The following is a 23,946-nucleotide window of genomic DNA, read 5'->3' as shown; positions in this document are numbered from 1 at the left end:
CCAGTGACCAAAGTCGGTCATCAGTTTTTATGAGCACCCCTTGAGATCGATGAGAAATTCGCACTCTGTCGCGTGAATTTCTGATCGAGCACATGCTCGTCAAGCAGCTGCGCTAGCAGCCATAACCCGCGAGGATCTTGAGTCCTTCGGGCTCATCCTTCTATTTTTAGGAGTCTGCAATGGCACAAATTGCCAAGCAAACACTGGACAAGATCTGCTTGTTCACTCTCAACTGTCGCCTCTTCCACGGCAACAGAAAGCTCAGTTCAGCAGACCTGCAGTCGGCACTCAATGTCACCATTGACGTCGACAAAACAAAGCAGGTCATGGCGCTGGGCGTCAAACGCGTCTTTGACAAGGCCGAGCTCGCAAAGCTCAGTGCAGTCAAAGGCGCAATGCAACGGGCGTGCTCCTCCATCGGCGCTCCGTTCCTTGGTGGTTTCGCAATCCCGGACCACAAGGCGCAGGACCTGGCCAAGGAGCTCAACGTCCTGGTGACAAAAGGACTGAGCCTCAAGGCAGACCTGATGTCCCGCTACCCGCTGATCTTTGACAAATTTGCCAAGCAAAATCCGCGCTGGGAAGCAATCATCAGGGGCAATGCATTCGACATTACTTACGTTGACGACCAGATCCAGTTCGACTGGGATGGTGTCCGCATTTCCGCCGGTGACGAAGGTGGCTTGATGGCGAAGGGTCTCGAAAGCAAAGTAGGGGGCCTCCTCGGCAACCTGCTGAACGATATCGCCAAGGCATCGAGCAAGCTTCTGGACGAGAGTCTGAAGAATCGCGACGGTGTCACGCGCAAGGCGTTCCGGCCGCTGTTGGCCATGGCTGACAAGCTCGACGGCTTCAACTTCGTTGATCCACGGGTCGGGGCGCTGGCAAGCATGATTCGCCATGTTCTGTCCGTGATGCCGCCAGAGGGGCGCATCGAGGGTGCTGACCTCCGGAACCTGTATGGACTCACGTCCATGCTTAGTTCTCCGGACCAGGCACTTGTGATCGGCACGAAAGTGACCGAGTCGGACGTCTCCATGGTCTATGACGAGGCGTTCGGCCAGCCGTACAAGGCGGTTGCGCCTAAAGCGTTGCCAGTCCCTGTGACCGCGCAGCCGATGATCAAGGTGCCAGGCTTGTTCGACACCTCCCAAGGTGCCCAACAGCCGCGAGGACCGGCATTCCAGCCGGTCGCCTACACGCCGCCACCAGCGGCGAATTTTTTCAACTTTTGAGCAAGCGGGCCTTCAGGCCCGCTCCTCTTTTCAGAAAGGATCACCTATGAGTGATTCCGTTTTGCTCAAGTCGCTGCCATACATGCTGAGCATTGTGGCGGCCGGTGCCGGAGTCGATCTTAGGACCGACCCACGGGCTACAACCGCGGCAACGAACGGGCGAGTGGTTATTCTTCCGCCGCTGCCGTATACCGGTGGAGAGCTGGCAATCTATTCGCTCGGCTACATCGTTCACGAGTCCGGGCACATTCGGCACACCGATTTCGCGGCTGCCGGCACCAGGCCAGGGGACGAGCTTCACAGGATGCTGGTGAATGTCCTCGAAGACATCCGCATCGAGCGTCTCATCAATGGCGTGTTCCCTGGGGCGCGCCACTGGCTGGATGCTTTGACGCTGAAGTTTGTCGAAACCGGTCGACAGGGCGTCGTTGATCCAGACGCTGAGCTTCCGCGCAAGCTGATCCGCTACCTGCAGGACTGGCTCTACGAGTCGGTGCTCCACTACAAAGCGGTCGCCGGCATCGGCGTCCAGCAGCGTGACGTCTGGAGGAACTCGGTTTCCCAGCCGCTGGCTGACGAGATCGAGAAGATTGCGCTGCAGGCCGCCTGGTCGTCGTCGACGCACGCGGTCGTCGGTGCCGCTGACCAAATCGTCGGGCTTTTGCGCCAGGAACTCGCGGAAGTGGAGTCCGCGCCTGACAACGCGGAATCCGGCGACGGATCGCAAGGCAGTGGTGCCGAATCGCCGTCCATGCCGCCATCGACAGGCGGAGGTGATGGCGATGAGGCCACTTTGCCTGGAGAGCCTGACGAAGCAGCTGCCGGGGACCCCGGTAGCGAAGGCGACCCCGAGGAGCAGTCTGAGGACAGCACCGGACAGGTCGGTCAAAACGCTGAAAGCACCGCAGGTGGCTCCGATGCACCTACGAGTGGTGCCAGTGCCGCAGGGTCGCAAAGCGACGGTCAAATGCCGGCGTCAAGCGGCCCAAGCGGTGCACCGGAGCAATCCGCTGGCTTCCCTGGTACGCGGACGTCCTACACAGCGTCTCTGCGGGAGGCCTTGGACACCCCAGGCCTTGAGGAGGGCGCGGATCGAGGTGACGTGATCCGCGAGGAGATGTCCCAGAGCCTGGTTGAGTCGCGCGCAAATCGTGACGCAACCTTCAACATCCCAGAGGTGTTCGGCGTGCAAGGGTCAAAGAGCGATGCCGAAGCGATACAGCGGGTTAGAGCTGCCTCGACGGCGCTCCAGTATGGGATCGAGGAGTTTCTTCAGACCCATACCCGGAAGCGGTACACAAGTGGAGAGTACGGAAAACGGCTCACACGCGACGCAGGCCTGAAAATGGCGCTCGGGAATCCTCGGATTTTCCAGCGCCGGGCTGAGGTTCAAAAAGTGGACACTGCCGTTCACTTGCTGCTGGACATCAGTGACTCGATGTCGGTAAAAGGCCGATGTGCAGTGGCGCTGGATGCTGCCCTGGCTTTGGGCCTGGCTCTGGACGAGGTCCTGGGTGTGTCGTATTCGGTATCTGCTTTCCCGTTCCAAAGCTATGACGTTGCGGAGCTGGTTCGCCCGGGTGAGTCAATCCGTGACGTTGCTCATCGCTTCCGAGCGATGGCGCCAAACGGCACAACTCCGATGGATGTCGCGCTAATCCACGCGCATACCGTCTTGCTTTCGTCTCCTGCGACGCGGCACGTTTGTCTCATCGTCACTGACGGTGCTCCTGACGACCTCACTGCTGCCAGCCTCATGATCGAAATGGGGGAGGGTGATGGGATCGAACACATGGCCATCGGGATTGAAACCCAGGTGAGTCACTTGGTTCCGAACTCGTGTGTCGTCGATTCGATTTCCGACCTGCCACGGCAGGTGATAACGATGATGCAGTCGGTAATTCTTCTGCCGAAGGCTGCATAGCCTTTTCTCCAGACCTCTCACCCTCACGGGTGAGAGCGTCTTTTTGAGCGCACCCATGAATTCGGGGTGTTTTCAAAAAGACGGCTGCAGTGTAAGATCAAGGAATCGTGGTGCAAACCATGCCGGGCCGCCTCCCCCCAGTGAGGCCAGTGCAGTGCTTTGTCGCTGTTTTATCGTCCCCAAGGGTGCATTCCTTTGGGAACGCGCTCTCCATCAAGGAAATCAACATGAAGAAGATTATTCTGGCTATTGCAGCCTTGACACTCACCACGTTCGGCCACGCCCAGTTTTCGGGTACCGACTACAACTCCAATGACGTTCGGCGAGCGATGCCCGCGCAAACGGCCGTTGTGATTGACGTGGTCAGTTCCGATCTCGCCGTCCAAGCGACAGGCACATCGCGCGTCGTGGGCGCAGCAGCTGCAGGCCTGGCCTGTGGCGCTGCCACCCGGAAAATGTCCGACTGGCAATCGCGCACAACCGTCGTCGGCCTCTGTGGCTTGATGGGCGAGCGAGCCGGTGCCGTATTCGGCGCCGAGACGCGGAAGGCTTCGATCCTCATCGTGAAGCTGTCGTCGGGCTCCGTCTTGGCCGTGGCCCAGGAGGATCCGAACATTCGCGTCGGCTCTCAGGTCTACGTACTCCAGGGCGGGAGCGAAACGCGGGTCATCCTCGCTTCGTCGACAGTTAGCTACGGAAGGTAGAAATGCCAGCAAACTCAACTCAACAGGCACCGCAGTTTGAAGAGCGCCTGTCCGAACGCCTGAAGGATCTCGCGGACGGGAAATGGGCTGACATCCTCGCCGGCGCCGGAATTCCCTCCGAGAGTCTCCGGAACAAGAAGGTTCAGTGCCCTTTGCACGAAGGGCTTAAGGGCAAGTTCCGGTTTGAAAACAAGGACGGGAACGGAAACTGGCATTGCGCGGTGTGCGGTCATGGGGATGGCATGTCGCTCCTCATGAAGGCAACGGGCAAGTCCTATGTGGAAGCTGCGAAGTGGGTCATTTATGACTACTTTGGCGGCACCCCGTCGTCGCGCAAGCCCGGGCTCGTCAAGAAAAAGGCACCAGCTCCTGAGGGCAAGCCAGAAGAAGCGATTGCGCGCCTCCGCGCGAAGTACGCGAAGATCTGGTCAGAAGCCAGGCCGATCGTCGAAGGCGATCCGGTTGCCAAATATCTCCACAGCCGCATCCCTGGGCTTGAGGTGTTTCCAGCTGCTCTGCGGTATCACCCAGGACTCCCGTTCTTCGGCCAGCCGGGGAGCAACGGTGAATTGGGCAAGAACTACGGCCTCCATCCATGCATGGTTGCCGCGGTAGTTGACGAGACCGGGCGTGCATGCAACATCCACCGGACGTTTCTGACGCCAAACGGCAAGAAGCTCGCCCTTAGCGAACCTGACTCGGACGATCCAACTCAGTTGGTGGATCTCCCTGCCAAGAAGCTCATGCCTTCGATTGGGGCCCGGCACTACCAGATACGGCTCGCGAAGCCTGTAGACGGCGTTCTGGGCATTGGTGAGGGCATTGAGACTGCGTTGGCTGCAATGGTCTATTCCAGCGTTCCTACGTGGTCCGTTGTGGCAGATACCGGCATGGCCAATTTCTTTGTCCCTGCGGCAATAACGTCATTGGTCATCTTCGCCGATAACGATCATCTGACGGTGCGGGGCGGAAACCCTGGCCTCGATGCGGCTCGCCGCCTGGTCGAACGAGCAGACGTGCAAGCACGGTTGCTCGATGGATCTCTCAAGGTGGTCATTCGTACACCCGAGGTTCAAGGTACGGACATGGTCAACTTCCTTCAGGAGGTTGCTGCGTGACGGACCAAATTCTCTACAAAACGCCCCAATCGGGGCGTTTTTTTTTGCAGTGACTTTTCTTTAAGCCGTGCACGCCGGGGGGAAATTAACGAATTCAGGCACATTTCCCCGGATTTGCGTGAGCGGTTTCGCTCAAAAATCAATTCAAAGCAGCCCGTGTGGGCGCATCCGTCCCCACACTCACCATGAAATCAACCGTGCACCAACTACAAATCTCGCTACCCCTTGGAAGGATGGCTCTTGAGCACAATGCCAAGCCCGGCCAATACCTGCTGCAGGATGAAGGCACCGGAAATTGGAAGATAGAGTCCTCCGGGCAACGCGCATCACGGTGGGCACGGCTGATCGCAAGCCGGTTCTGGACACGAGGTAGTTTCCAGGTCTCGGCCGCGCTGCTCGCGGGGGCGCTCATCGCAACTGGTTTCACAAGCCTTCCGCCATTCACGGCCGGATTGCCGTTCGCGCCACCTTCTACAAACCAACCGATCCATCCGCAATCGATCAGCATTGCACCCTCTTCATACGGGTCCGAGCCAATCGACCTCAGTAAATTGCCTCCGCCCATCGTTGAGGCTGACGCCAAACCCCTGGAGGATGGCGCATCGGCTCAGCGCGCAGATCTGTCGCCGCCACCACCAGCCCAGCAAGCACCAGCGACGGCCCAAAAGGCATTGGCCCCCGCACCCAACACCGCGCCAGCGGCCGCAGCGAAACCTCCGGTCACGCAGTCGAACGTCAGTTCCGGCAAAGTCACGCCACCACCGTCCCAACCCGCGGCGCCATTGCCAGCGCGTCTGGCGCTCCCAATGCCAAGTCCTGTCGCTGCCGCGGTCGTCCCTGAACGTAAAGCGCCCGCACCGGTCGCGCAACCGAAGGGACAAGCTCCCGCTTCACCCGAGGACAGCAAAATTGCAGTGTTCAATGAGCCGGCATTGCAGCTCGCAAAACCCACTGCGGCTCAGGGCAACACTTCCGCGCCTGTCGTCCAGGCACCCGCCGCCGCGTCCGGGCCCGTTGTCCTGACCGCGAAGGCCGGCACGCCCGCACCTGGTGCAAAGAGTAGTGTCCGCATGCTTGCCGTTCAGGATCCCGCGAGCATCGTCGTCACAAACCCTACGACGCGGCTACCCATGATCGTGAAGGTTGGCCAACAGCTTCCCGATGGTTCAACCCTGAAGTCTGTCGATAAGGCGGCCTCAACGGCGGTGACGTCCAAGGGCGAACAGCTCGTACTCAATTAATTCACCCAAAGGAGAACCCATGAACGCAACCACTTCCTCATTCCCCGGTCACATTGAATCCGGACCGGATTCCGCAGGTGCCAGCTCGTCCGGCGCGCCTGCGGAGCTGTCCGGCAGCCGCACAACGCCAGCGCTGGCGGTTGTGCACAGCGCCGACACAAGGGAAGAGACCGTCATCGCCCCGGAAGCGCCACTGAGCCTCGAGGTTGAGCAGTTCATCAAAAGCATTGATGCGGAGAAAGTCCTGCTGATTCCTGCCGGCGTTGTCATCAAGGCCGACCTGGTGTCGAACGGCAACGCCGTGGTCATTTCCGGAACTGTCGAGGGCAGAATCATGGCCGGGTCCGCTCCCGTGATCGTGAAGCCAGGTGGCGAGGTCGTGGGGTCTATTGAGTCTGACGAGTACGTGGTCGTTGCCGGCAAGGTATCCGCCCCTGAGAAGGACGGCGACGCGATCGTGACGAAGGGTCTGCTCGTCCTTGCTGCCAGCGGCAGCATCAAGGGAACGGTGGCGTATGGGCGCCAACGCGCGTATGAGGGCGGCATGCTGAGTGGCAGGGCGGTTCCCTACGCCGAACGCCTTTGATCCGCTCACGGCCGGGAAAGCCGTCACCTGCCCGGGCCAGCGGAGCTGGCCGTGCGCCGCGCCACCTGCGCTTCGGGATTAAGTAAGACCCATCTCGGCCAGGTACCGCGAAGGCTTCCCGCTGTAGAGCGCCAGCATTGAGTCCTTCGCCCGGGTAACAGCCACGTAGAACAAGCGTCGCTCGGACTGGAACTCACCTTTGCCAGGGCATACGTCGTCATCGGCTCCGAGCAGGATCACCTTGTTGAACTCCAAGCCCTTACTCCCGTGGAAGGTCATCAGGCTCACGGCGTTTCTCTCTGCGCCCTTGAAATCACGATTCTGGAGCATTGCCACACGGGTCAGCACCGGTTGGTTCATCCGCTCCAAACACCGTTGAACGGCGGCAATGCACTTTCGATTCTGGATGTTCTTCCTGTCCCATGGCCCCGCTGGATGGAGCACCTCCCGTACAACGGCGCACACGCTGCCGATGACTTCCCTCGACTTTGTCTTCTCGTCGACCTCGGCTCGTCGCGCAACTAGCCATCCGACCGTCCGATCAATTGCGTCGGAACCCTCGCCGAATCGCTGGAAATTTCCCAGCCTTCCATTCACAAAGTCCTTCTCGTGGCCAGTGATCTCCCGGCATACGTTGTTCGTCATCGAGGCGCTCACGCCATGGATCTGCAGGAGGAAGCTAATGCCCTTTATGTCGAACCCGTACACGGCACCGAGCAGTTCATAGATGTACTTTGCAGCTTCCTTCTGGAGAATCGAAGTCCCCTGCCGCACGTACCGCACTCCCTCTCGCATCAGCTCGGCCTCGATGTCGTCCAATATGAAATTGTTGCGACTAAGTATCCCGAACTGACCTGTCTCAACCTGCCTTTTGAATCGGCCGCTAGGGTCCGCGCATTCTTGTGTGTGCTCAAGGATGATCTTCGCGGATAGCTCGACCATGCCCCATTCGGTGTTGGTCTGCTCGGCCAGCACCGACCCGCCAGGACCGCGCTTGGCCACGAACACTTTCTCGATGCGGTGGCCGTTGTTGTGGCGGATGAGCTGGTCCGCGGCTTCGACTATCGTGCGGAGCGACCGGTAGTTGTCGCCCAGCGTGATGACGGTCGCGTTGAAAGTGTTGGCAAACGAGAGCAAGCCTGGATAGCCCATGGCTCTTCGCCATTCATAGATCGTCTGATCGTCGTCGCCGATCAGCGTGGTGGTAACGCCGGCCAGGGCGTGCAGCGTTGCAAGGGCGAACTGGAGTTCGTCATTGTCCTGCGATTCGTCGATCACCAGGTGCGTCGCAGGCAGTAGCGGCAGCGCCCCGCCCTCGTTTGATGTCCTGGTCAGTTCTGCCTGCAGCTGCACTGCTTCCTGCGTGTTGCCTTTCCGCCGGCAAGCTTCGATTCGTAGGCTCAGTTCCTCCCGCTTCTTGTTGAAAGCGTCCCGATATGCCGCGGCTGCGAACGCAAGGCGCAGGGGCATTGGTTCTTCGTCGTCAGGCGGCGAATCGGGTGGCTCGGGAAGTTTCGCGGAAAGCGCCATCTGCTGGACCGTAGTTCGGATGAGATCCTGCAGGTCTATCGCACCCAGGGTCTTCAGGTGGCTTTCGTAGTCCGTGAACCAGGCTGGGAGCGAGTTGGCGTCAGGCGGCGACAACTGGTGCTTGATTTCCTCAAATTCTGGGATCACGTCGCCCAGCGACATGCCATGTTCTCGCGCAACGGTCGCCAGAGTCTTCATCTGGTGCGCGGGAGAGATCATCTTGGGGCTACGGCCAAAGGTCTTTCGATGCTCCGCTATGACGCTGTGGAAGGTCCCGATACGGATGTCGGCGCTCGCCATTGCTGCGTCCCCAATCCGCTTGGTCAGCCGGCGCCTGATCTCCTCAGCACCCTCCCGTGTAAACGAGCACGCCACGACGGAGTTGCCCGGTTGCTGCAGCAGCCGGGCAATCTTTTCAATGATTGTGGAGGTTTTTCCCGACCCTGGACCAGCCAAGGCAACAGCATGCCCCTGGACGCAGATCAGCTGCGTTTGTTGGTCCGAGAAGCTCAAGGCTATTCTGCGGCAGCTACAGCCTCGGGCCTGCGGGCTTCGCCTGGCAGCGCGTCGCTGCTCGGTTCAGAAGGAAGCCCTGCCTCGCTGCTGACGCTGCCGGCGATCTCAGGATCCACCTTGCGCTCGGCAGCAAGCGTCTGGGCCTGCTCGGTGGCGAGTTGGCGGAGGTCTTCACCTTCTTGCCCGCCGGTTTCTTCCGCCGCACGCTGAAGCATTTTCCACATGGCGATGCGATTCATGCGTGTGACAAAACCGATACGGCGGACGGCCTTCATGGTTTCACGAAAGTTGTCGGCGCGCTGTTGCGGGTTGATGAGGCCGAGAAGCCATGCGTGCTCGCGCAGAGAGTGTAGGGAATCCACTTCACGCAGGAGGTTCAGAAATTCATAGGCTCGAGGGTGAATGATTGGTACCCGGTAGAGCATCGGACGGGCGGTGTGAACTTCCTCCTTGTCAGCACCGTGCAGCTGGAGGAGACGCGTGATCTCGTTGAGGCGCTTGCGGACAAGTTCCTGCACGCTGGTGAAAATATTGAACAGCTCCGTGTCCAGGGACGCCATCCGGCCGGCGTCGACGTTCTTGTTCTCCCCGAGCACCGTGCCGAGGTAAAAGCACCGCGACAGGAAGATGAAGTCGCGGCGGATGAAGTTCTGCACGGGCTTGTTGATCAGCTCGAACTCTCTCGTGATGACGGAGCCGTCGAACTTCTTGCCGAACAGGTCTTTCAATGACATCACGGATCCGTCGCCGAATTTCAGCTCGTTGAGTGAGTCCTCATTGCGTTGTGCGGGGACGAGTTTTACTTCCTGTTTTCGTGCCATAGAGCGCTCCTAAAGTTCAGCTAACTTTAGAAGGCAGACACCCAGAAAATATTTGGGAAATGGCCCCGAATTAGCCTATTTCCCCCGTTTCACCCCTCAGATGAAGGCTAGACCCTGTCGATTGTCCAAAGGACCTGGCCCATGATGAGTGGAGAGGTTGCCGATACAACCTGCACCGGTTCGCAGTTCACTACCAGTCTTTCGGCGTCCGGACCTGGGCCATTCGCGAACACCGCTTCCTTGCGACTGGGCCTCGCTTCGACGCAGCGACGAATGAAGCGCGCCGATTCAGTCTCCATCAGATACAGCGATCCCGACACAAGGTCCTTCAGGCCCCTGCTGCAGATCGTGACAGTGTCACCCTCGATACCGCTGTAGCTCGCATCATTGGAGTCCGCATACATCAACGCCCCCCCGGCAGCCGCAGCAATGTAAGCCAGAAGATTGGGCGGAAGTGCGACGGTGATCGGATTAGATCCATCGATCGAGTAAACACGCAGAAAGCTTGGATCTGCGTTCAACAGCTCACCTGGGGGAATATTCAGTTCTGCTGCCACCAACTCTATGTCGTGAATGGTTGCTTCAGCACTGCCGGTTAGAAGCAAGGTAAGGCGCCCGGCAGATACACCGGTCCTGGCGTGAAGTTCCTGGAGCGTTTCGGCTGCATGGGGGTCATAGCCGTGACGGCTCAGCACTGCAAGGAGATTTTTATGCCACATTTTTTTCTTTGTCACTCACTTTGTAAGTTTATGTCACGATAAGCTCGATGTGGCAGAGTTTTTCATATACAGAGCTTCGCGGAATGCATTGTGCGCGGACTTTGTTGTATTTCGAAATAAACGAGGCCTCGATGCACTGAAGCTCCCTGGGCTGTCTGTTGCGAGCACGGGACAACTCCGGATGTGAATATTTCACCAAGAATGTTTGCAAAAAGAAACTGGACAACTGTCTACACGTTTCTTCGTATGTCGCTCACTCGCAGTGACAAGCAACTGAACCCGTTTAGGTTAGCTTGCTAAGAATCGAGATTGTTTTGTCACTCTAATATTTTGGAAATTACATTGCTTTACTAAATGCCTTCAACTAGGATAAAAAAAGGGGGTCTGTTGTGTTTGCGATTTCAAGCTTCAAATTTGTCGTGGCAATAGCCGCCGTTCTACCGTTGGTCACACCTGACTTTTCGTTCGCCCAAGGCTGTCCGCCTTGGATGAAATGCGGGAAAAAGGGCAATCTCATCATTCCGGATTCCGGGGGCTATGACGCTAGCGTCGCTTCGACAACGTCGAGTTCACCCTACAAATCCTCCTACGATGTCACTCAACCCTTGGATGTCACTCAGCGTTCACTGGACCTTGAGAAGGAGCTGAAAAAGGCAGAGACGGAAGCAAAGGCAAAGGCAGAGCGCGTTGAACTAAAGACGGTCGAAGACGCGCGGAGGATCGGAAACAGTATTTGGGTTCTGGACCGCACCGGTACCGGGCAATGAATGTCATAGCCGACTCGGCACATTACCTTCCAGGATCTATCCATGTCATCTGAAGTTCTCGATGCAGACATCGCCGCATTAAACCGGCAGTTTTTGAACATTGTCACTCGCCACAGTTCACAGGGCGACGCCTTGTGCCTGCGACTGAATATCTCCAGCCAGTTCCTTGCTCAGACACTCGCGGTCCCTTCGGCCGAGCTGGAGAAGGTGGCAGGGCTTGGGACTTTCCTGCTACAGCCCGTCATCGATCACGACACCCTGCGCAATGCGTCAATCCTGCCGGTAGATCAGGGGCAGGCCCATCTAAGGTCAGCTGCTCGTTTGAAATACGGACCGGGGCGCTAGGCTATGCAATCCGCAAGTAGACTGAAGCGAGAAACGCTCGTGGCCGTGCTGCCGCCCGAGCAAATCACCAGTATTCGGGAACTGGTCAGCTTTAGAGCCCGCCCCGCAACAATAGCGCAGCTTGTACCGCATCAATACGCCGAAATTGCTGCACGGCGCATGTACGAAACGAGCGACCTGCGCGCCCCGGGGGGAACTCAACCCTCATGCAAGCAGGTCGTGCTGATGTACCGCAGCCTTACGTACCGCGCTAATCTGAACTCGCTGTACACCCAATTCAGCGATCTGCGAAGTGCAGGGGTCGCCTTTGAGTCGGCTCTCGTCGTGGTGTACCGCCTGTACCGGCGCAAGACCGCGTTCGGCACCGATGAAAAACAACTGATTTCGTTCGATCACTGGTACGTCGTTGCACTCGAAATTGAGACCCGCGAGAGCCGTTTGCACAGGTGCGCTTCCTGCGGATCCAGGAACTTGCTGACCAAGCACATCTCTGTAACGTCGATTGATTGTGTATTCTGCGATTTGCTGGCAACGGCAAACCGGAAGGCCGCGCCCAAAGTTGATGCCGCGCCACCTCGGCCCGCAAAAGCAGCTTAAAAATCTCGCAGAACGGGTGAAATCGCTCAATTCGGGGTGATTTCGTCCCCAGAATCGTCGGCCCGGGACATCACACTTGGGTGTCATGTCCTTCCTCAATTTCATTTTCCGCAAGGCAGCGCCGCCAGCAACTCCAGTTGTGGAGCAACGCGCAACGCTCGCTAACAGTGCGCGCTGGCAGGCGTCGAAGGCCGAACTCGTGGCCATTTACCCTCCAGTCGACACTGGCCTACCCGTCGTCGAGGCCGAGCAGTTGCTGCACGGCGCGGAACGGAAGTTGAAGCGTCTGGTCGAGATCGCTGGTGGAACATCGGGCGAGTTCGAGCGGCTCTACCTCACCCCCATCCGGCTGCTTGCCAGCCAAATCCACCTTCTTCCAGCGTCATCCTCCACGCACTACAGTGGCCCAGGGGGTCTCTTCAACATGAGCCTGGATATCGCCATCATGGCCAGGCAGGCGGCAGAGGGGAAAATCTTCGTGCCCGAATCGTCAATCGAAGAGCGACACAGGACGATTGGCGCGTGGCGCTATTCAGCATTTCTGGCCGGATTGCTTTCCCAACTTCATTTGCCAGTCGGGCAAATGACTGTGACGGACGCTGGAGGAACGCAGTGGCCAAAGTATGGCGTCCCCCTTCTGACCTGGCTGACCGAACGAGGCGCTGATCGCTACTTTGTCATTTGGCACGAGAAGGCACGGGTGACTGGCGCCGAGGGCGCTTCAATCCTTTCCGCAATAGTGCCCGCGGAGATCATGAACTGGCTGTCGCAGACAGATCCGCAGATCATTCGTGATCTGAACGTGGCAGCGACCCGCGAAATGCTCTCTTCAGACAGCATCCTTGGCGCAGTTCTCAAGGGGGTAATCGGCCGGGTGAAGGAAGTTGAGGCGCTGCAGCACGCCTCCCGCTTCGGGCGGCTCACTGTGGGCACTCAATTCGAAGTGCATTTCCTCAACGCCATGCGGGAACTCGTCGAGTCAGGCCTGTGGAAAACCAACGACCCAGCGGGATGCCTGTTTTGGGGGTCCGACGGGTTGTACGTCGCGTGGCCGCGTGGCCTGAAGGACGTCATCAAGGTTTTCGGTGAGAGGAAGCTCCAAGGGATGCCGCACTCGTCGGTGACACTTGCAGAGATGCTTGGTCAAAGCGGGGTGATCATCGGGAAGGACACCGGCGTGTGGGTGCATGACATTGTCGTAGGTGAAGACAGGAGCGTCGTATCAGCCATGCGGTTCAAGGAACCCGCCGTGCTTCTGGGACACCTAAGCGTCGAACCGATCACTTCGCCTTTTGGCAAGGCTATGGCAGAGGCGCAAGCCGAACAGCTGGCACTGGCAGCAACTCGGGCAACCGAGACTGCCTCCGCACCGCGCCAAGTTCCGCCAACCGCGGAGCAGCAGCCCGGGGCGGTCCTGGTTGGCGGGCCACAACCTCGGACGGTTGCTCCGCCGAAGGCGGAGAAGGTCGTGGTGCCGGATCCCGAAAGTGCCCCGTCGACAGCGGCCGCGTCGCAGCCGGCCGGAGCTGCCATTGCCGACGCCGAGTTTGAGCCTCACCCAGGGAAGCGGGTCCCACCCGACTGGCTCGCGAAACTGAGGGTCAAGGACACGGACGACACTGCAAATGCCCTCGGGCTGATCATTGAGCAAAGCCTTGCCTATCGCGGTGATCGGGTGAAGGTGCTCGACTGGGGCGTAGCGGTGTGCGTGAACTGGCTGAACAACACTGCAGGATATGACCTCGCAGATCTCCTGAACCCGCTTGAGCGGGTAGGCGTCATTGCACGCAACCCGAACGAGAAGGGTGTGGCACTTGTCTCCAAGGTGGTGTTCTCGGATTCGCCGACGCCTCGCCTCGCTTTTGCGGTCAAGCTTGACTTCGCGGCGAAGGTGGGAATGGCCACGGACGCAAAGGTCTGATGATGCGTGAGTTGAAAGCTGATTCGCTTTTTCGACCAGTGTTCGAGGGAAGGGCAGCGCTCGCCTGGAGCGTCGCCGTCCTCTGGATCGTTGGATTGGCGCTATTTTCGAACTTGTCAGGCACGGCAATGGCGATGATGCTGTTCTTTGCCATGTTCATGACTGCTCTGCGCTACTACCAGGCCGCGCAGGTGTGGGGATACAAAGTACGGTTGTCTGGTGCCGCAATCGACAAAGTCAGCACGGCGCAGATCGACGGCATTCAGAAGGAGCTGCAGGACAACGTCTGGCTCGGATGGGGTTGGGAGTGGCAACCCAGCCATACGCAGCAAGCCTACGACATTCTGAAACGTGATTCAGCCGAAATCTATCCGCCAAACTGGTTCCTGAAACTCAACGGTGTGAAGTTTGACCCCCGGGCCATGAAGGGGCGGCAGTGGGTGCACGGCCTCGGCACAGAAAAAGACGTCATTGTTCCCTTTACTGGCCTGGCCGGCCACACGGCAATCGCCGCGACGACAGGTGCAATCAAGACGAGCTTGTACAAGCTATTGGTCTATCAATTCGCGCTCGCCGGCGACACCGTGATCATCATTGACCCGAAGGGGGAGAAAGATCTCCGCAAGATCGCACAGGATGCAGCCGCCGCGTGCGGGGACCCATCGCGATTCATCAGTTTCCATCCGGCGTTTCCCAGTCAAGGGGTCCGCTTCGACGGACTGAAAAACTGGGAGCGCGAGTCGCAGGTCGCCTCCCGCATCACTCAGATCATCAGTGCCGGTGAAGAAGGCAACAACTTCATTGATTTTTGCTGGCAAGTTATCACAAGCATCGTCGCCTGCATGAAGATCATCGGCCGCCGCCCGACGATCGCATCGATCCTTGACCACATCCGAGCATTGGACAACTCTGAGAAATTGTGCGAAGACGTTCTCGTCCAGTGGCTAACTCCGCGTGTCGAGAATTTCTCCGCGCAGATCAACGAGAAAATCCAGTCGATCACGTCGGCGCAGAACGGAAAGGGCGGTCGGGCCAAGTCGACTTTCGCAGAGAAGGCCGAACCCCGGCTGCTGGCGCTCATCGCCTTTTTCAAAGAGTATCAAGGTCCCAAACCGGCCGAGATCGACAGCCTAATCGGAAACCTTGAGTCGAATCGCGAGTGGTTCGGAAAGATGATTGTTGCGCTCACGCCAACGCTGACAAAGCTTTCGACTGGTGACCTCCGGGGGATGCTCTCGCCCGATTACGACGATCCGGCAGATCTTCGCCCGATTTATGACATGGGGAAGGTCATCCAGGAGGGAAAGATTTTCTACATGGGTACTGACGCGCTTTCGGATCCTGCGGTCGCCTCAGCCATCGCTGCCTTTGCCATCTCCGACCTGGCAGCGGAGGCTGGATCTCTTTACAACTATTCCGACAGTAGCCAGAAGCGTCAGAAGCGCGTTCACCTTCTGATTGATGAAGGATCGAACGCAATATGTGCGCCGCTTATCGAGATCTGCAACAAGGGTCGGGGCGCTGGCATTCATGTGTATCTCGCCTTTCAGGCTTTCAGCGACATCGTCACGAAGATGGGCGGAGACGTCAACGCGGCGAAGCGTTTCATGGCGAACATGAACAACCTGCTGGTTGGGGCCACCCAGGACACCGACACGCTTGACCTGATCTCAGACAAGTTTGGTGAGGTCGATGTTGTCTCGGCTAATCGTTCGCAGGGATCTGGCCAGAAGACAGAAGACGTGGGACTGGAGTACTCAGCAACAAAGAGCATTAGTTTCAGCGAAAAGAATCGGGTAATGATTCCGCGAAGCGTACTCATGTCGATGCCGGACCTCCAGTATGTCGCTGTTGTCAATCGGGCCAAGATATTCAAGGGCCGGATTCCTATTCTCGAATTTCAAAAATAAATACTCATGGAACCCAAAATCGTTCGCCTTGTTCCGAAAGCTGGACCTGCCCCTGTCCGTCGGGTTGAGAAAGACCATGCAGGGTGGCTAATCCCGTGGCTTGACGCCAAGGGTCTCTTTGACGGGCGCCGCGCGGCGTGGGATCTCTGGCCACCACTGAAGCACGCCTCTCTGAAGCTCGCTCGCTTGATGGGGCCAGATCTCAAAGGGCCGAGCAACCAGCCGATTGTGGGCGAGCTGGTCGAACGGGCAATTGCAACCTTTCGCCTCAAGCGAAGCATCAATGCTCCACTGGATCGGGCCGCCTCAGGGTATCTGGAGGTCCTGCTTGAGTGTGGAGAGATCGTTGTCACGAACAGGGTTGAAGCTGCTTCGCCCAACCCGAAGGCGGACATTCTTGTCTGGGATCCATCGATAGGCCCCTATGGGGAGTGGGCCGACCGGCTCCCCGAGGACTATTCCATCACCAGCTACCCGATTCGAGCCGATGAGGGCGAGTATCAAATGGGCAAGTACCTGATCGCTTCCCAGATTATGACGCCGGCGGAAGCCGCCAGACTCTTGTTCCGGCCGCAAAACTCGGGCATGGGCGCGCTATGAAAAGCACGTCACACATCGGCTTTTGGATTGTGCTGGCCCTTGTGGGCATCTTCGTTGTGCCGTTTTTTGTGCCGGCCGAGATCTTGCTGACAAGCTTGAAGCGCGAGCAAGCGTCAATTACCCGGGTTTTTGGTGACCACTACACGGGAGAAATCATCAAAGCGGCGAACGTAGCCCACTCTCTCGTTTTCGGCGTAACAGGTGTGCAGGCCGGGCTGAACGACCTGCAGCACTCCCAGGACGACATGCGCCTTGCTCACCAGGTCGGAAGCACGGTGGCCACCTTCTTTGCGTTCGAGGCCGATTCAAAAGTCCGGGCACTGTCTGTGCAACTCTACAGCGTGATCCTGCGCATTATCGTTTTGCTGGCTTGGCTCCTCATCTTGCTGCCCTTTGTGATTGCGGTCGTATTCGACGGCTTTCAGATGCGCCACGTGAAGTTTGCGAGCCTTGGTCACCAGAATCCCACCGCATTTAGCCTCGGGTTTCATGTGACGATCTTGCTCTGCGCTGTGCCGCTTCTCAGCATCATCGTCCCAACTTACGTTGTCACTCCGCTGTTCATGCCGTTCTGGGTCATCGCCACTGCGCTGCCCTTCAGTTTCGCCATAAGGCACACACAGCCGATCTTCACTCGCTGAACCTCGCTTCTTTGAAAAAAAGGAGAAAAGGGCGAATTCAGGGGTATTTCTAGAAAATTTCGAGGGCCTTCAGCCTCTAAATTTGTGCCATGCAATCATTGGCACTCGATTACCTGGCTCCCGTCATGGAGCTGCTCAGCGCGCCCGACCTAACTGAGGTTATGGTCAACGGCGTCGACAAGGTCTTCGTCAAGCGCTACGGCTCGCCAAAGCAACGGGTTCCGGTCCGCATCAGCGAGGCGCAGATTTCCTCTGCGATCACCAATCTCGCCTCCATTAGCTATAGGGAGGTAGGGGTAGGCGGGTCGGAGGGGCACAAGATCATCAGCGCGAAGCTTCCTGGGTTCCGGATAGAAGCTTGGCTTTCGCCGGTGGCGGTGATGGGCTCTTGCCTCACGATACGAAAGCTTGGATCGAGCGTCTTCACGCTCGACCAGCTAATCGGCCGGGGCCTGTTGACCCCAGACGTAGCAAAGTACCTCGCCAACGCGGTCCTCGACAGGAAGAACATATTCCTTGCGGGCGGTACAGGGTCTGGAAAAACCACTTTGGCGAACTCTCTCTTGTCGGTGATCCCCGACGATCAGCGGATGATCGTGATCGAGACGATTCACGAGCTGAATTTGCGGCAAGAGAATGTCATCTACTTTGAGGCCGACAGCGAGCAAGGCGTGTCGGTGCGGCGACTGATCATGTCCGCAATGCGCGGCTTCCCCGATCGAATCATCGTGGGCGAGGTCCGCGGCGGCGAAGCTTATGACCTCATCTATGCCGCGAAATCCGGTCACCCAGGCACCGTTGCGACGCTGCATGCCGACGACGCCGCCAGCATTCTGGAAAAGCTGGAGGACATGTGCATCGAAGGCCAGCCAAACCTCCCGCTCATATCACACCGCAAACGAATCGCATCGGCGGCCCACGTCCTCGGCTTCATGTCCGAAGTGACGACGCCGAAGGGAAACGAGCTTCGCCTTTGTGAGCTTCGTGAAGTGACAGGCCTTGATGCCAACGGCAGCTACACAACCAAACTCATCTTTGAGTACCAATCCGATCTTTAACCACCAGGGAGCTTTCCATGTTTTCGACCACCGTCAAACCCGCGCACTCTATCGACCAGATCATTCGCATCTTCATCGTTCTGGCCGTTGGCTTCTTGCTGCTTTCGGCAAATGACCAGGCGTTCGCCCAGACCACCTCAAACTTTTCGTTGCCTGGTCTGGACAACGTACTGTGCGGCATCTATACCTACCTGGCCAAGAAGATTCTCTTTTATGTCGCGCTTATTGTCGCGATCGTCGGCATCCTTGCGTATCTCCTGAAGATGGACAAAGGCGTCTGGGGAACGTTGTTCGTCATCGCCCTCCTGATCGGCATCGCTCAGGGCCTCGGCTCGGTGCTCAGCTCGCTGGGTTCATTCGACGTCCAGTGCGCAGCCATCCGCTAACTCGCGATGCGCAGTTCCCTCATCCATTCCAGCCTAAATCGCCGTAGGGCGATCATGGGAGTCCCGATAGCTATCTTCGCGGTCGAGTCCCTGCTGCTTGTGCTGATGCTGGGTGGGGGCGTATACGTGTTCATCCTGATCCTGATCCCCATTCACTTCGCGGCACGTTGGATGCACGCCCGGGACGATGGTGCGTTCCAGGCAATGTTTAGCTATGCACGGGAGCAGGATGTCTACGACCCTTGGCATCGACCCGTGACGACCACAAAGCGGCCGGCCGGATACGGGAAAGACCTTCAATGCTGAACCTGAAATCGCTAATCCGCGACTACAACACAGAGGTCGGGTCGTACCCGGAGCTGGTTCCATGGTTCGGCCAGATCACTCCTGGGCTGGTGATCTGCATGGATGGTTCATTGCTCGCCATGTTTGAGTACGACGGGATCGATCTTCAGAGCACCGACGGGGATCAGCACGACCAGGCTTCGAATTCGATGGAAATCGCGCTTCGTGCCTTCGATGACCGGAATATCGGGTGGTTTTACGTCGACAAGCGCCGGCGCACGTTCCTGGGGCCGGCCGGCGGGGAGAACCTTGTCGCGCGAGCCGTTGACGATGCTTGGCGCGCCTCGGTTGACGACGGATCGCTTTCGGAAATTCGCCACTACATCGCAATCGCATTTCGCCCGTTCCGCGGGACGATGGGATTCTTCGACGAAATCTCTGCGTCGATGATGGACGAACACAATAGCCTCCCAGCAGCCATTCTGAAGACTGTCTCGTCGACGCTCCGGCGCGAGAAGGGCATCGAAAAGATGCAGGGAAAGATCGTCGGCGCTACTGCGGCCTTTGAATCTCAGATCGGCGCGTTTCTCGGGACACTGACAACGTTGAACGCGCGCCGACTTGTTGACGAAGAGCTTCTCTGCGGTCTGAGTGACAGAGTCAACCTTGCTACTCCCCGCAACAGGGTGGCCTGCGGTCCCCTTCCCGACTACCTGAATACATTGCTGGTAACTGACACCCTCAAGCGAGCGGATGGCGGCGTTCTGGAGTTTGTTGGCGCTACTCGCAGCCAGTTTGTTCAGATGCTGAGCATCAAGGGGCTGCCGCAAGTCATCAACAACGCTGACGTTGAGGCTCTGCTCTCGCTGCAGGGCGACTTTTCCGTCGTGCAACAGTACCGGTTCCTTGATCGCGAAAAGGCCAAAGCCTACATCAATGACTGCGAGCACCATTACCGATCTTCGATCAAGTCGCCGATGACCCAGGCGTTTGAGCGATTGAGCGGGAACGAGTCTGACTCAATGGACATGGGTATGCTCGCGCTCGCCGAGGATTCGTCTGCCGCACTTGCGGAGCTGACCGGCGATGGAGTCAACTTTGGGTATCACACCATGGCCGTCATGGCCATTGGCCGGGATCGTCGTGACCTTGACATCACCCTTAAGGGGATTGCCGGCCTGTACTCGAACTTGGGGTATGGCGTGGTCCGGGAGGTTGTGAATCAGGTCGGGGCTTTCTGTGCCACCATCCCCGGTGGGGGCGACTCGACGGTCCGAACGTCGATGGTGTCGACGAGAAACCTGTCCGATATGTCGCTCGTTCGATCTATCAAGTCAGGATCTCCACAAAATGAGTACCTGACGGAGCAGCTTGGTTCGCCCCAGGAAGCGCTATGCTTATTCCCGACGACAAGTGGTGTCCCAGAGTACTTCAACTTTCACGTTGGTGACGTCGGGCATTTCGCCATCATCGGCGGGACAGGCGCCGGCAAGACGACGCTGCTCAATCTGCTCCTCATGATGTGGCAGAAGTACAGGGGCGCTCGGACAATTGTTATCGATAAGGACGAGAGCTGTTTTATCGCTATCAACGCCATGGGCGGCTCCTACATCAGCATCGATCCCGAGAAGGCGCAGGCGAAAATGAATCCACTGCGGTGGATCAAGAACCCGAATTCATGGTCCAAGGTGGCGTCCTGGATCGAAGGCGCGATGTCCGTGTATGGGAATGAGCCAATCACCGCCCAGCAGTCGACGATGATTACGAGGGTAATCGCCCAGCTGTCGTCTCTAGAGCCGCACAGACACACGCTGGGGAACTTTTACGACCAACTCAGTGGACTGAGCAAAGACTTGGCGGCCAGGCTCGCGCCGTTTGTGTCCCCCGCTGGGTCTGGAAACGCACAGGGGTCTGGCTCGAAGTACGCCCACCTTTTTGATGGGCATGAGGATGGCTTCGCAGCCCAGCTTGCTGCAGATTCGAGCGGCATCATCGGTATTGATGTCAATGCGTTATTGAAGGACGAAAAACTCGCTCCTTGCGTTATTGAGTACCTTTTTATGGCGATCGACGAAATGATCGACGGACTCTCGCCCACGATGATCTATCTGGAGGAGGGCTGGTATCTGCTTCAGAACGAGCGGTTCCGGGGTGTCTACGAGGACTATCTGCGGACGTTGCGTAAACGCAGGGCAATCATTGGCCTGGCCACTCAGTCCGTCTTCGACATCGAAAAGGTTAAGTTGTCGGCTGCGTTCAACGACAACGTGAGAACCCGAATCTACCTCCCAAGCGCAAAGGCGAAGTCCGCCGCTCGTGTCTATATCGACTATCTAGGCCTGAGCGAAGAGGATGTCGACGTGCTGGCCAACGCGACGCCAAAGAGGCACTACCTGATTGAGCAAAACGGCCGGGTACGTTTGATCGATGTGCTGCTCCCTCCAGAAATTCTCGCCCACACGAGATCAGACCCTCGCGCCAAGCTGGTATTCAAGAAGCTCCTTGAAGAGGGCTTCGTCGGGGCGGAGCTATCAGAGGCTTATGTGAAGACGTTGTTGAACCACTGAATGGGGAAAATCATGAAAACGCAAGTACACACTCGATTCGCGCGCTTTTTCGCTGTTTTCACTCTCTTTATCTCGGGATCGGTATTCCAGGGGCCCGCGGTAGCCCAATGGATTGTGTTCGATCCGACGAGTTGGATCCAGAACGCTATTACCGCTGCGGAGTCGATCGCCGGGACTGCCCAACGCGCCCAGCAGTACGTCACGCAGCTTCAGCAATACCAAACGATGCTGGTGAATCTGAAGCAGCTGCCCCAGGGCGCGCTTAGCGGCGCGCTTGGGTCGTTGTCGCAGGGGCAGGCGGAGCTCGTGAAAAACATGGGGAGGCTTGAGAAGTTGCGCGACATTGGAACAATCTCCACTGAGATTGGGCGTGTTTCCGGGTCCATCTCTAACGCAAAGGCCAGCGTGACTTCGTTGATCGCACTGCAACAGAGCATGGGGGGCATGCAGGAAAGCTATTCCAGGCGGTTTGAGGAGGCTCGGAGGCTCAACCTGACATGGGAGCAGTATGCCGCCCAAGAGGATCTGCAGATTCGGTCTCGTGTTGCTTCAGCCGCCGCCCGGGCCCAAGAGGACATCAGTCGGGTCGAACGCGTGAAACGCGACTATGAGTTTGCTCAGGAAATGGCTCAAAAGATCCCAGAAGCTGAGGGCGTCCAACAATCGATGGCCCTCATGAATACCCAGATGAATCGAGTGGTCACGCAACTGGCAGAGGTGAACAAAGGTCTCATCTCTTCCATGAACGGAAAATCGCCGGAACAGGTTATGGCTGAAGAGCAGGCGAAGCAGCGGGCTGCCGACGACCAACGTACTCGTATTCGAAATGCAGAGATTCAGAGGGCTGCAGATCGCGAAGTGTTCAAGGTTTGGAAGTAGTCCATGAAGCGATTAGGATTTCCTTGGAAGGCCTTGGTTCTACTCGGATCCTTCGCTTGTGCATTCGCGTTCGCGCAGTTGCCGAACGAGGTCCCTGACGCCACTGCGTACTCAACATCTGTCGCAACGACTCCAGTAACAGAGGAGCAGGCCAAGTCATTCGGTGCGCAGGCGCTACAGGCATTTAAGAGTGTTGTCACACTTGCAAACAACGCAATCAACAGCATCAGGGGGAATACGGCTGTCAAGGCATATGGAGAGAGACTGACCATCATGTTGACCGGTATCGTGATCGTCTGGGGCATCATCAAAAATATTGCCTTGAAACAATCACTTCCGCAACTGGTGGGAGATCTGGTATTCCCCCTTGTAATTGCCGCGTTTGTTATTGGTGCGGGCATTGGAAAACTGCCTGAAGTTGTGGACTCTTCAATTGCGGCGATTTCAGGGATCTTCGGGGCAGGCGGGGCTGATGGCATGGAAATCGGTATAGCTTCGAATTTGCTCAAATCGGCGACGTTGATTTGGAATGCCAGCTCGCCTTCACAGTCTGAGGGTAGTATCTTTGGCGTCGCACTTTCGGCGTTTGCGATGCTCCTTCTGCGGATCGGAATCATCTTGCTGATTGTCGTGGCCGCCGGACTGGCTGTTGCAGCCATCCTCGTCGCCAAATTTCAAATGGCGCTAGCCATTGCGCTGGCACCCCTACTCATTCCCTGGCTAGTTTTTAAGCCAACAGAGTTCCTTTTCAGCGGCTGGTTGAACTTCTTCCTGAAAGCGGGCTTCGGCATCGTTGGCGTTTTCGCCGTTAGCTCTGTTGTGATTGCCGGATCCAAGGGTATGGCGAATCTCATCGAGAACGTGCCGCCAGATTCGGCTGCGGTTGTCACGTATTTGGCTATGGGCGGTATGGCGATCATCCTGACCTACTTGATGCTAAAAGCCGCGGATATTGGGGAAGGGATTATTAGCGGTGGCGCAACAGGCATTGGTCAGCTCACGTCCGTTGCGAAGGGCAGCGCCGCGTCGACTCCAGGGCGCCTCGCTGCGAGCTCGGCAGGGCTCGCCGGCTCAGCTGCGAAACTGGGTGCTGCCCAGGCCGCAGGTAAGGCGCTCCAGGGGAAGACTTTGTCCAGCGCAGGTCAGCAAATGGTTCAGCGGTCTTTCGGTAATGCAACTCTCGCCCGCGCGACGTTCGAGCGCGCTAAGGGGACAACAAGGGCGCCCCCCGCGCCCCCTAACAGCTAGCCGGGGGAACGACGATGCAAAACCGAATTCGCGACGCTTTCGTAGAACTCATTCAGCATGAGCGGCGGAAGTCTGAAGCAACGAATGAAGACGAGATGCAGGACGCGCTCGCAGACCAGGCTGTGTTTCGGGCGCGGAGTGTTCTTGCCAGCGTCGTTTACTCAATTGTTGATATCCAGAAGGCGCATCCGGCGCTTCTTCCCCTAATTGCTGTGCTGATCGGGTTACGTCTTTTCTTCTGAGCTTGTCACTCGAACCTTGATTCCTAAGGTGATTCGTGTCTAATTTAGACATGAACACAGGTGTTTCCCCCTTTCACTTTGCCAACTCCGTCCTCCGCGGCGCCGC

General features: G+C 57.7%; 23 protein-coding genes. 20 read left to right on the top strand and 3 right to left on the bottom strand.

The window, feature by feature from the left end:
- Window positions 1-179: 179 nt before the first annotated feature.
- From PSV26_RS02675 to PSV26_RS02650, 6 genes are all read left to right on the top strand, one after another.
- Window positions 180-1,235, top strand: coding sequence for a DUF3150 domain-containing protein (locus PSV26_RS02675; RefSeq protein ID WP_300567376.1), 1,056 nt, complete (start codon window positions 180-182; stop codon window positions 1,233-1,235).
- A 46-nt stretch (window positions 1,236-1,281) separates the two neighbouring features.
- Window positions 1,282-3,159 carry a hypothetical protein gene (locus PSV26_RS02670; protein WP_300567373.1) on the top strand — a complete coding sequence of 626 codons (1,878 nt, stop codon included), beginning with the start codon at window positions 1,282-1,284 and terminating at the stop codon, window positions 3,157-3,159.
- Between the two features lie 227 nt (window positions 3,160-3,386).
- Window positions 3,387-3,863 (top strand): hypothetical protein, encoded by a 477-nt coding sequence (locus PSV26_RS02665; RefSeq protein WP_300567370.1) that lies wholly within the window; start codon window positions 3,387-3,389, stop codon window positions 3,861-3,863.
- A gap of 2 nt (window positions 3,864-3,865) precedes the next feature.
- Window positions 3,866-4,981, top strand: a complete 1,116-nt coding sequence (locus PSV26_RS02660) for a toprim domain-containing protein (protein ID WP_300567367.1) — start codon at window positions 3,866-3,868, stop codon at window positions 4,979-4,981.
- 185 nt (window positions 4,982-5,166) lie between these two features.
- Window positions 5,167-6,222: a hypothetical protein gene (locus PSV26_RS02655; protein WP_300567364.1), complete on the top strand. Its 1,056-nt coding sequence runs from the start codon at window positions 5,167-5,169 to the stop codon at window positions 6,220-6,222.
- A 19-nt stretch (window positions 6,223-6,241) separates the two neighbouring features.
- Window positions 6,242-6,808 carry a polymer-forming cytoskeletal protein gene (locus PSV26_RS02650; protein ID WP_300567361.1) on the top strand — a complete coding sequence of 189 codons (567 nt, stop codon included), beginning with the start codon at window positions 6,242-6,244 and terminating at the stop codon, window positions 6,806-6,808.
- Window positions 6,809-6,886: 78 nt separating this feature from the next.
- On the opposite strand, the gene PSV26_RS02645 is transcribed toward PSV26_RS02650, so the two are convergent.
- The 3 genes from PSV26_RS02645 to PSV26_RS02635 all read right to left on the bottom strand — a co-directional run bounded on the left by PSV26_RS02645 (window position 6,887) and on the right by PSV26_RS02635 (window position 10,409).
- Entirely contained in the window at window positions 6,887-8,851 is a 1,965-nt protein-coding gene (locus tag PSV26_RS02645) for an ATP-dependent helicase (RefSeq protein ID WP_300567360.1), read from the bottom strand.
- Window positions 8,852-8,853: 2 nt separating this feature from the next.
- Window positions 8,854-9,675, bottom strand: coding sequence for a hypothetical protein (locus PSV26_RS02640; RefSeq protein WP_300567358.1), 822 nt, complete (start codon window positions 9,673-9,675; stop codon window positions 8,854-8,856).
- A 107-nt stretch (window positions 9,676-9,782) separates the two neighbouring features.
- A complete protein-coding gene (locus PSV26_RS02635; RefSeq protein WP_300567354.1) occupies window positions 9,783-10,409 on the bottom strand; it encodes a helix-turn-helix transcriptional regulator in 627 nt (208 codons plus the stop codon).
- A 374-nt stretch (window positions 10,410-10,783) separates the two neighbouring features.
- Here PSV26_RS02635 and PSV26_RS02630 point away from each other — a divergent pair, with 374 nt between their 5' ends.
- The 14 genes from PSV26_RS02630 (at window position 10,784) to PSV26_RS02565 (ending at window position 23,840) form a co-directional block, all read left to right on the top strand.
- On the top strand, window positions 10,784-11,161 hold the full coding sequence (locus PSV26_RS02630; protein WP_300567351.1) for a hypothetical protein: 378 nt from the start codon (window positions 10,784-10,786) through the stop codon (window positions 11,159-11,161).
- Between the two features lie 42 nt (window positions 11,162-11,203).
- Window positions 11,204-11,506, top strand: coding sequence for a hypothetical protein (locus PSV26_RS02625; RefSeq protein ID WP_300567348.1), 303 nt, complete (start codon window positions 11,204-11,206; stop codon window positions 11,504-11,506).
- Window positions 11,507-11,545: 39 nt separating this feature from the next.
- Complete coding sequence (locus tag PSV26_RS02620; protein ID WP_300567345.1) at window positions 11,546-12,103, top strand: FlhC family transcriptional regulator; 558 nt, start codon at window positions 11,546-11,548, stop codon at window positions 12,101-12,103.
- A gap of 85 nt (window positions 12,104-12,188) precedes the next feature.
- Window positions 12,189-14,024, top strand: coding sequence for a MobH family relaxase (mobH, locus tag PSV26_RS02615; RefSeq protein WP_300567341.1), 1,836 nt, complete (start codon window positions 12,189-12,191; stop codon window positions 14,022-14,024).
- A gap of 2 nt (window positions 14,025-14,026) precedes the next feature.
- Complete coding sequence (traD, locus tag PSV26_RS02610) at window positions 14,027-15,934, top strand: conjugative transfer system coupling protein TraD (protein ID WP_300567338.1); 1,908 nt, start codon at window positions 14,027-14,029, stop codon at window positions 15,932-15,934.
- Window positions 15,935-15,940: 6 nt separating this feature from the next.
- Complete coding sequence (locus PSV26_RS02605) at window positions 15,941-16,534, top strand: hypothetical protein (RefSeq protein WP_300567335.1); 594 nt, start codon at window positions 15,941-15,943, stop codon at window positions 16,532-16,534.
- Complete coding sequence (locus tag PSV26_RS02600; protein WP_300567333.1) at window positions 16,531-17,175, top strand: DUF4400 domain-containing protein; 645 nt, start codon at window positions 16,531-16,533, stop codon at window positions 17,173-17,175. The genes PSV26_RS02605 and PSV26_RS02600 overlap by 4 nt, the downstream gene beginning before the upstream one ends.
- A gap of 89 nt (window positions 17,176-17,264) precedes the next feature.
- Window positions 17,265-18,233 (top strand): ATPase, T2SS/T4P/T4SS family, encoded by a 969-nt coding sequence (locus PSV26_RS02595; protein WP_300567330.1) that lies wholly within the window; start codon window positions 17,265-17,267, stop codon window positions 18,231-18,233.
- A 17-nt stretch (window positions 18,234-18,250) separates the two neighbouring features.
- Complete coding sequence (locus PSV26_RS02590) at window positions 18,251-18,619, top strand: TrbC/VirB2 family protein (RefSeq protein ID WP_300567327.1); 369 nt, start codon at window positions 18,251-18,253, stop codon at window positions 18,617-18,619.
- 6 nt (window positions 18,620-18,625) lie between these two features.
- Window positions 18,626-18,925, top strand: a complete 300-nt coding sequence (locus PSV26_RS02585; protein WP_300567324.1) for a VirB3 family type IV secretion system protein — start codon at window positions 18,626-18,628, stop codon at window positions 18,923-18,925.
- Window positions 18,919-21,471 carry a type IV secretion system protein VirB4 gene (locus PSV26_RS02580; protein WP_300567322.1) on the top strand — a complete coding sequence of 851 codons (2,553 nt, stop codon included), beginning with the start codon at window positions 18,919-18,921 and terminating at the stop codon, window positions 21,469-21,471. Before PSV26_RS02585 ends, PSV26_RS02580 begins: the two co-directional genes overlap by 7 nt.
- A 12-nt stretch (window positions 21,472-21,483) precedes the next feature.
- A complete protein-coding gene (locus PSV26_RS02575; protein ID WP_300567319.1) occupies window positions 21,484-22,350 on the top strand; it encodes a hypothetical protein in 867 nt (288 codons plus the stop codon).
- Between the two features lie 3 nt (window positions 22,351-22,353).
- A complete protein-coding gene (locus PSV26_RS02570) occupies window positions 22,354-23,598 on the top strand; it encodes a type IV secretion system protein (RefSeq protein WP_300567316.1) in 1,245 nt (414 codons plus the stop codon).
- Window positions 23,599-23,612: 14 nt separating this feature from the next.
- Window positions 23,613-23,840 carry a hypothetical protein gene (locus PSV26_RS02565; RefSeq protein WP_300567313.1) on the top strand — a complete coding sequence of 76 codons (228 nt, stop codon included), beginning with the start codon at window positions 23,613-23,615 and terminating at the stop codon, window positions 23,838-23,840.
- Window positions 23,841-23,946 lie beyond the last annotated feature (106 nt).

The organism is Polaromonas sp., from assembly GCF_029945685.1.
Taxonomy (GTDB): domain Bacteria; phylum Pseudomonadota; class Gammaproteobacteria; order Burkholderiales; family Burkholderiaceae_C; genus Polaromonas.
Note: the sequence above shows the minus strand (reverse complement) of the source record. Positions and strands in the feature narration are given on the sequence as shown.

Coding starts and splice junctions, on each gene's coding strand:
- PSV26_RS02675 (WP_300567376.1), top strand. CDS start 180: ATGGCACAAATTGCCAAGCAAACACTGGACAAGATCTGCTTGTTCACT.
- PSV26_RS02670 (WP_300567373.1), top strand. CDS start 1,282: ATGAGTGATTCCGTTTTGCTCAAGTCGCTGCCATACATGCTGAGCATT.
- PSV26_RS02665 (WP_300567370.1), top strand. CDS start 3,387: ATGAAGAAGATTATTCTGGCTATTGCAGCCTTGACACTCACCACGTTC.
- PSV26_RS02660 (WP_300567367.1), top strand. CDS start 3,866: ATGCCAGCAAACTCAACTCAACAGGCACCGCAGTTTGAAGAGCGCCTG.
- PSV26_RS02655 (WP_300567364.1), top strand. CDS start 5,167: ATGAAATCAACCGTGCACCAACTACAAATCTCGCTACCCCTTGGAAGG.
- PSV26_RS02650 (WP_300567361.1), top strand. CDS start 6,242: ATGAACGCAACCACTTCCTCATTCCCCGGTCACATTGAATCCGGACCG.
- PSV26_RS02640 (WP_300567358.1), bottom strand. CDS start 9,675: ATGGCACGAAAACAGGAAGTAAAACTCGTCCCCGCACAACGCAATGAG.
- PSV26_RS02625 (WP_300567348.1), top strand. CDS start 11,204: ATGTCATCTGAAGTTCTCGATGCAGACATCGCCGCATTAAACCGGCAG.
- mobH (WP_300567341.1), top strand. CDS start 12,189: ATGTCCTTCCTCAATTTCATTTTCCGCAAGGCAGCGCCGCCAGCAACT.
- traD (WP_300567338.1), top strand. CDS start 14,027: ATGCGTGAGTTGAAAGCTGATTCGCTTTTTCGACCAGTGTTCGAGGGA.
- PSV26_RS02605 (WP_300567335.1), top strand. CDS start 15,941: ATGGAACCCAAAATCGTTCGCCTTGTTCCGAAAGCTGGACCTGCCCCT.
- PSV26_RS02600 (WP_300567333.1), top strand. CDS start 16,531: ATGAAAAGCACGTCACACATCGGCTTTTGGATTGTGCTGGCCCTTGTG.
- PSV26_RS02595 (WP_300567330.1), top strand. CDS start 17,265: ATGCAATCATTGGCACTCGATTACCTGGCTCCCGTCATGGAGCTGCTC.
- PSV26_RS02590 (WP_300567327.1), top strand. CDS start 18,251: ATGTTTTCGACCACCGTCAAACCCGCGCACTCTATCGACCAGATCATT.
- PSV26_RS02585 (WP_300567324.1), top strand. CDS start 18,626: ATGCGCAGTTCCCTCATCCATTCCAGCCTAAATCGCCGTAGGGCGATC.
- PSV26_RS02580 (WP_300567322.1), top strand. CDS start 18,919: ATGCTGAACCTGAAATCGCTAATCCGCGACTACAACACAGAGGTCGGG.
- PSV26_RS02575 (WP_300567319.1), top strand. CDS start 21,484: ATGAAAACGCAAGTACACACTCGATTCGCGCGCTTTTTCGCTGTTTTC.
- PSV26_RS02570 (WP_300567316.1), top strand. CDS start 22,354: ATGAAGCGATTAGGATTTCCTTGGAAGGCCTTGGTTCTACTCGGATCC.
- PSV26_RS02565 (WP_300567313.1), top strand. CDS start 23,613: ATGCAAAACCGAATTCGCGACGCTTTCGTAGAACTCATTCAGCATGAG.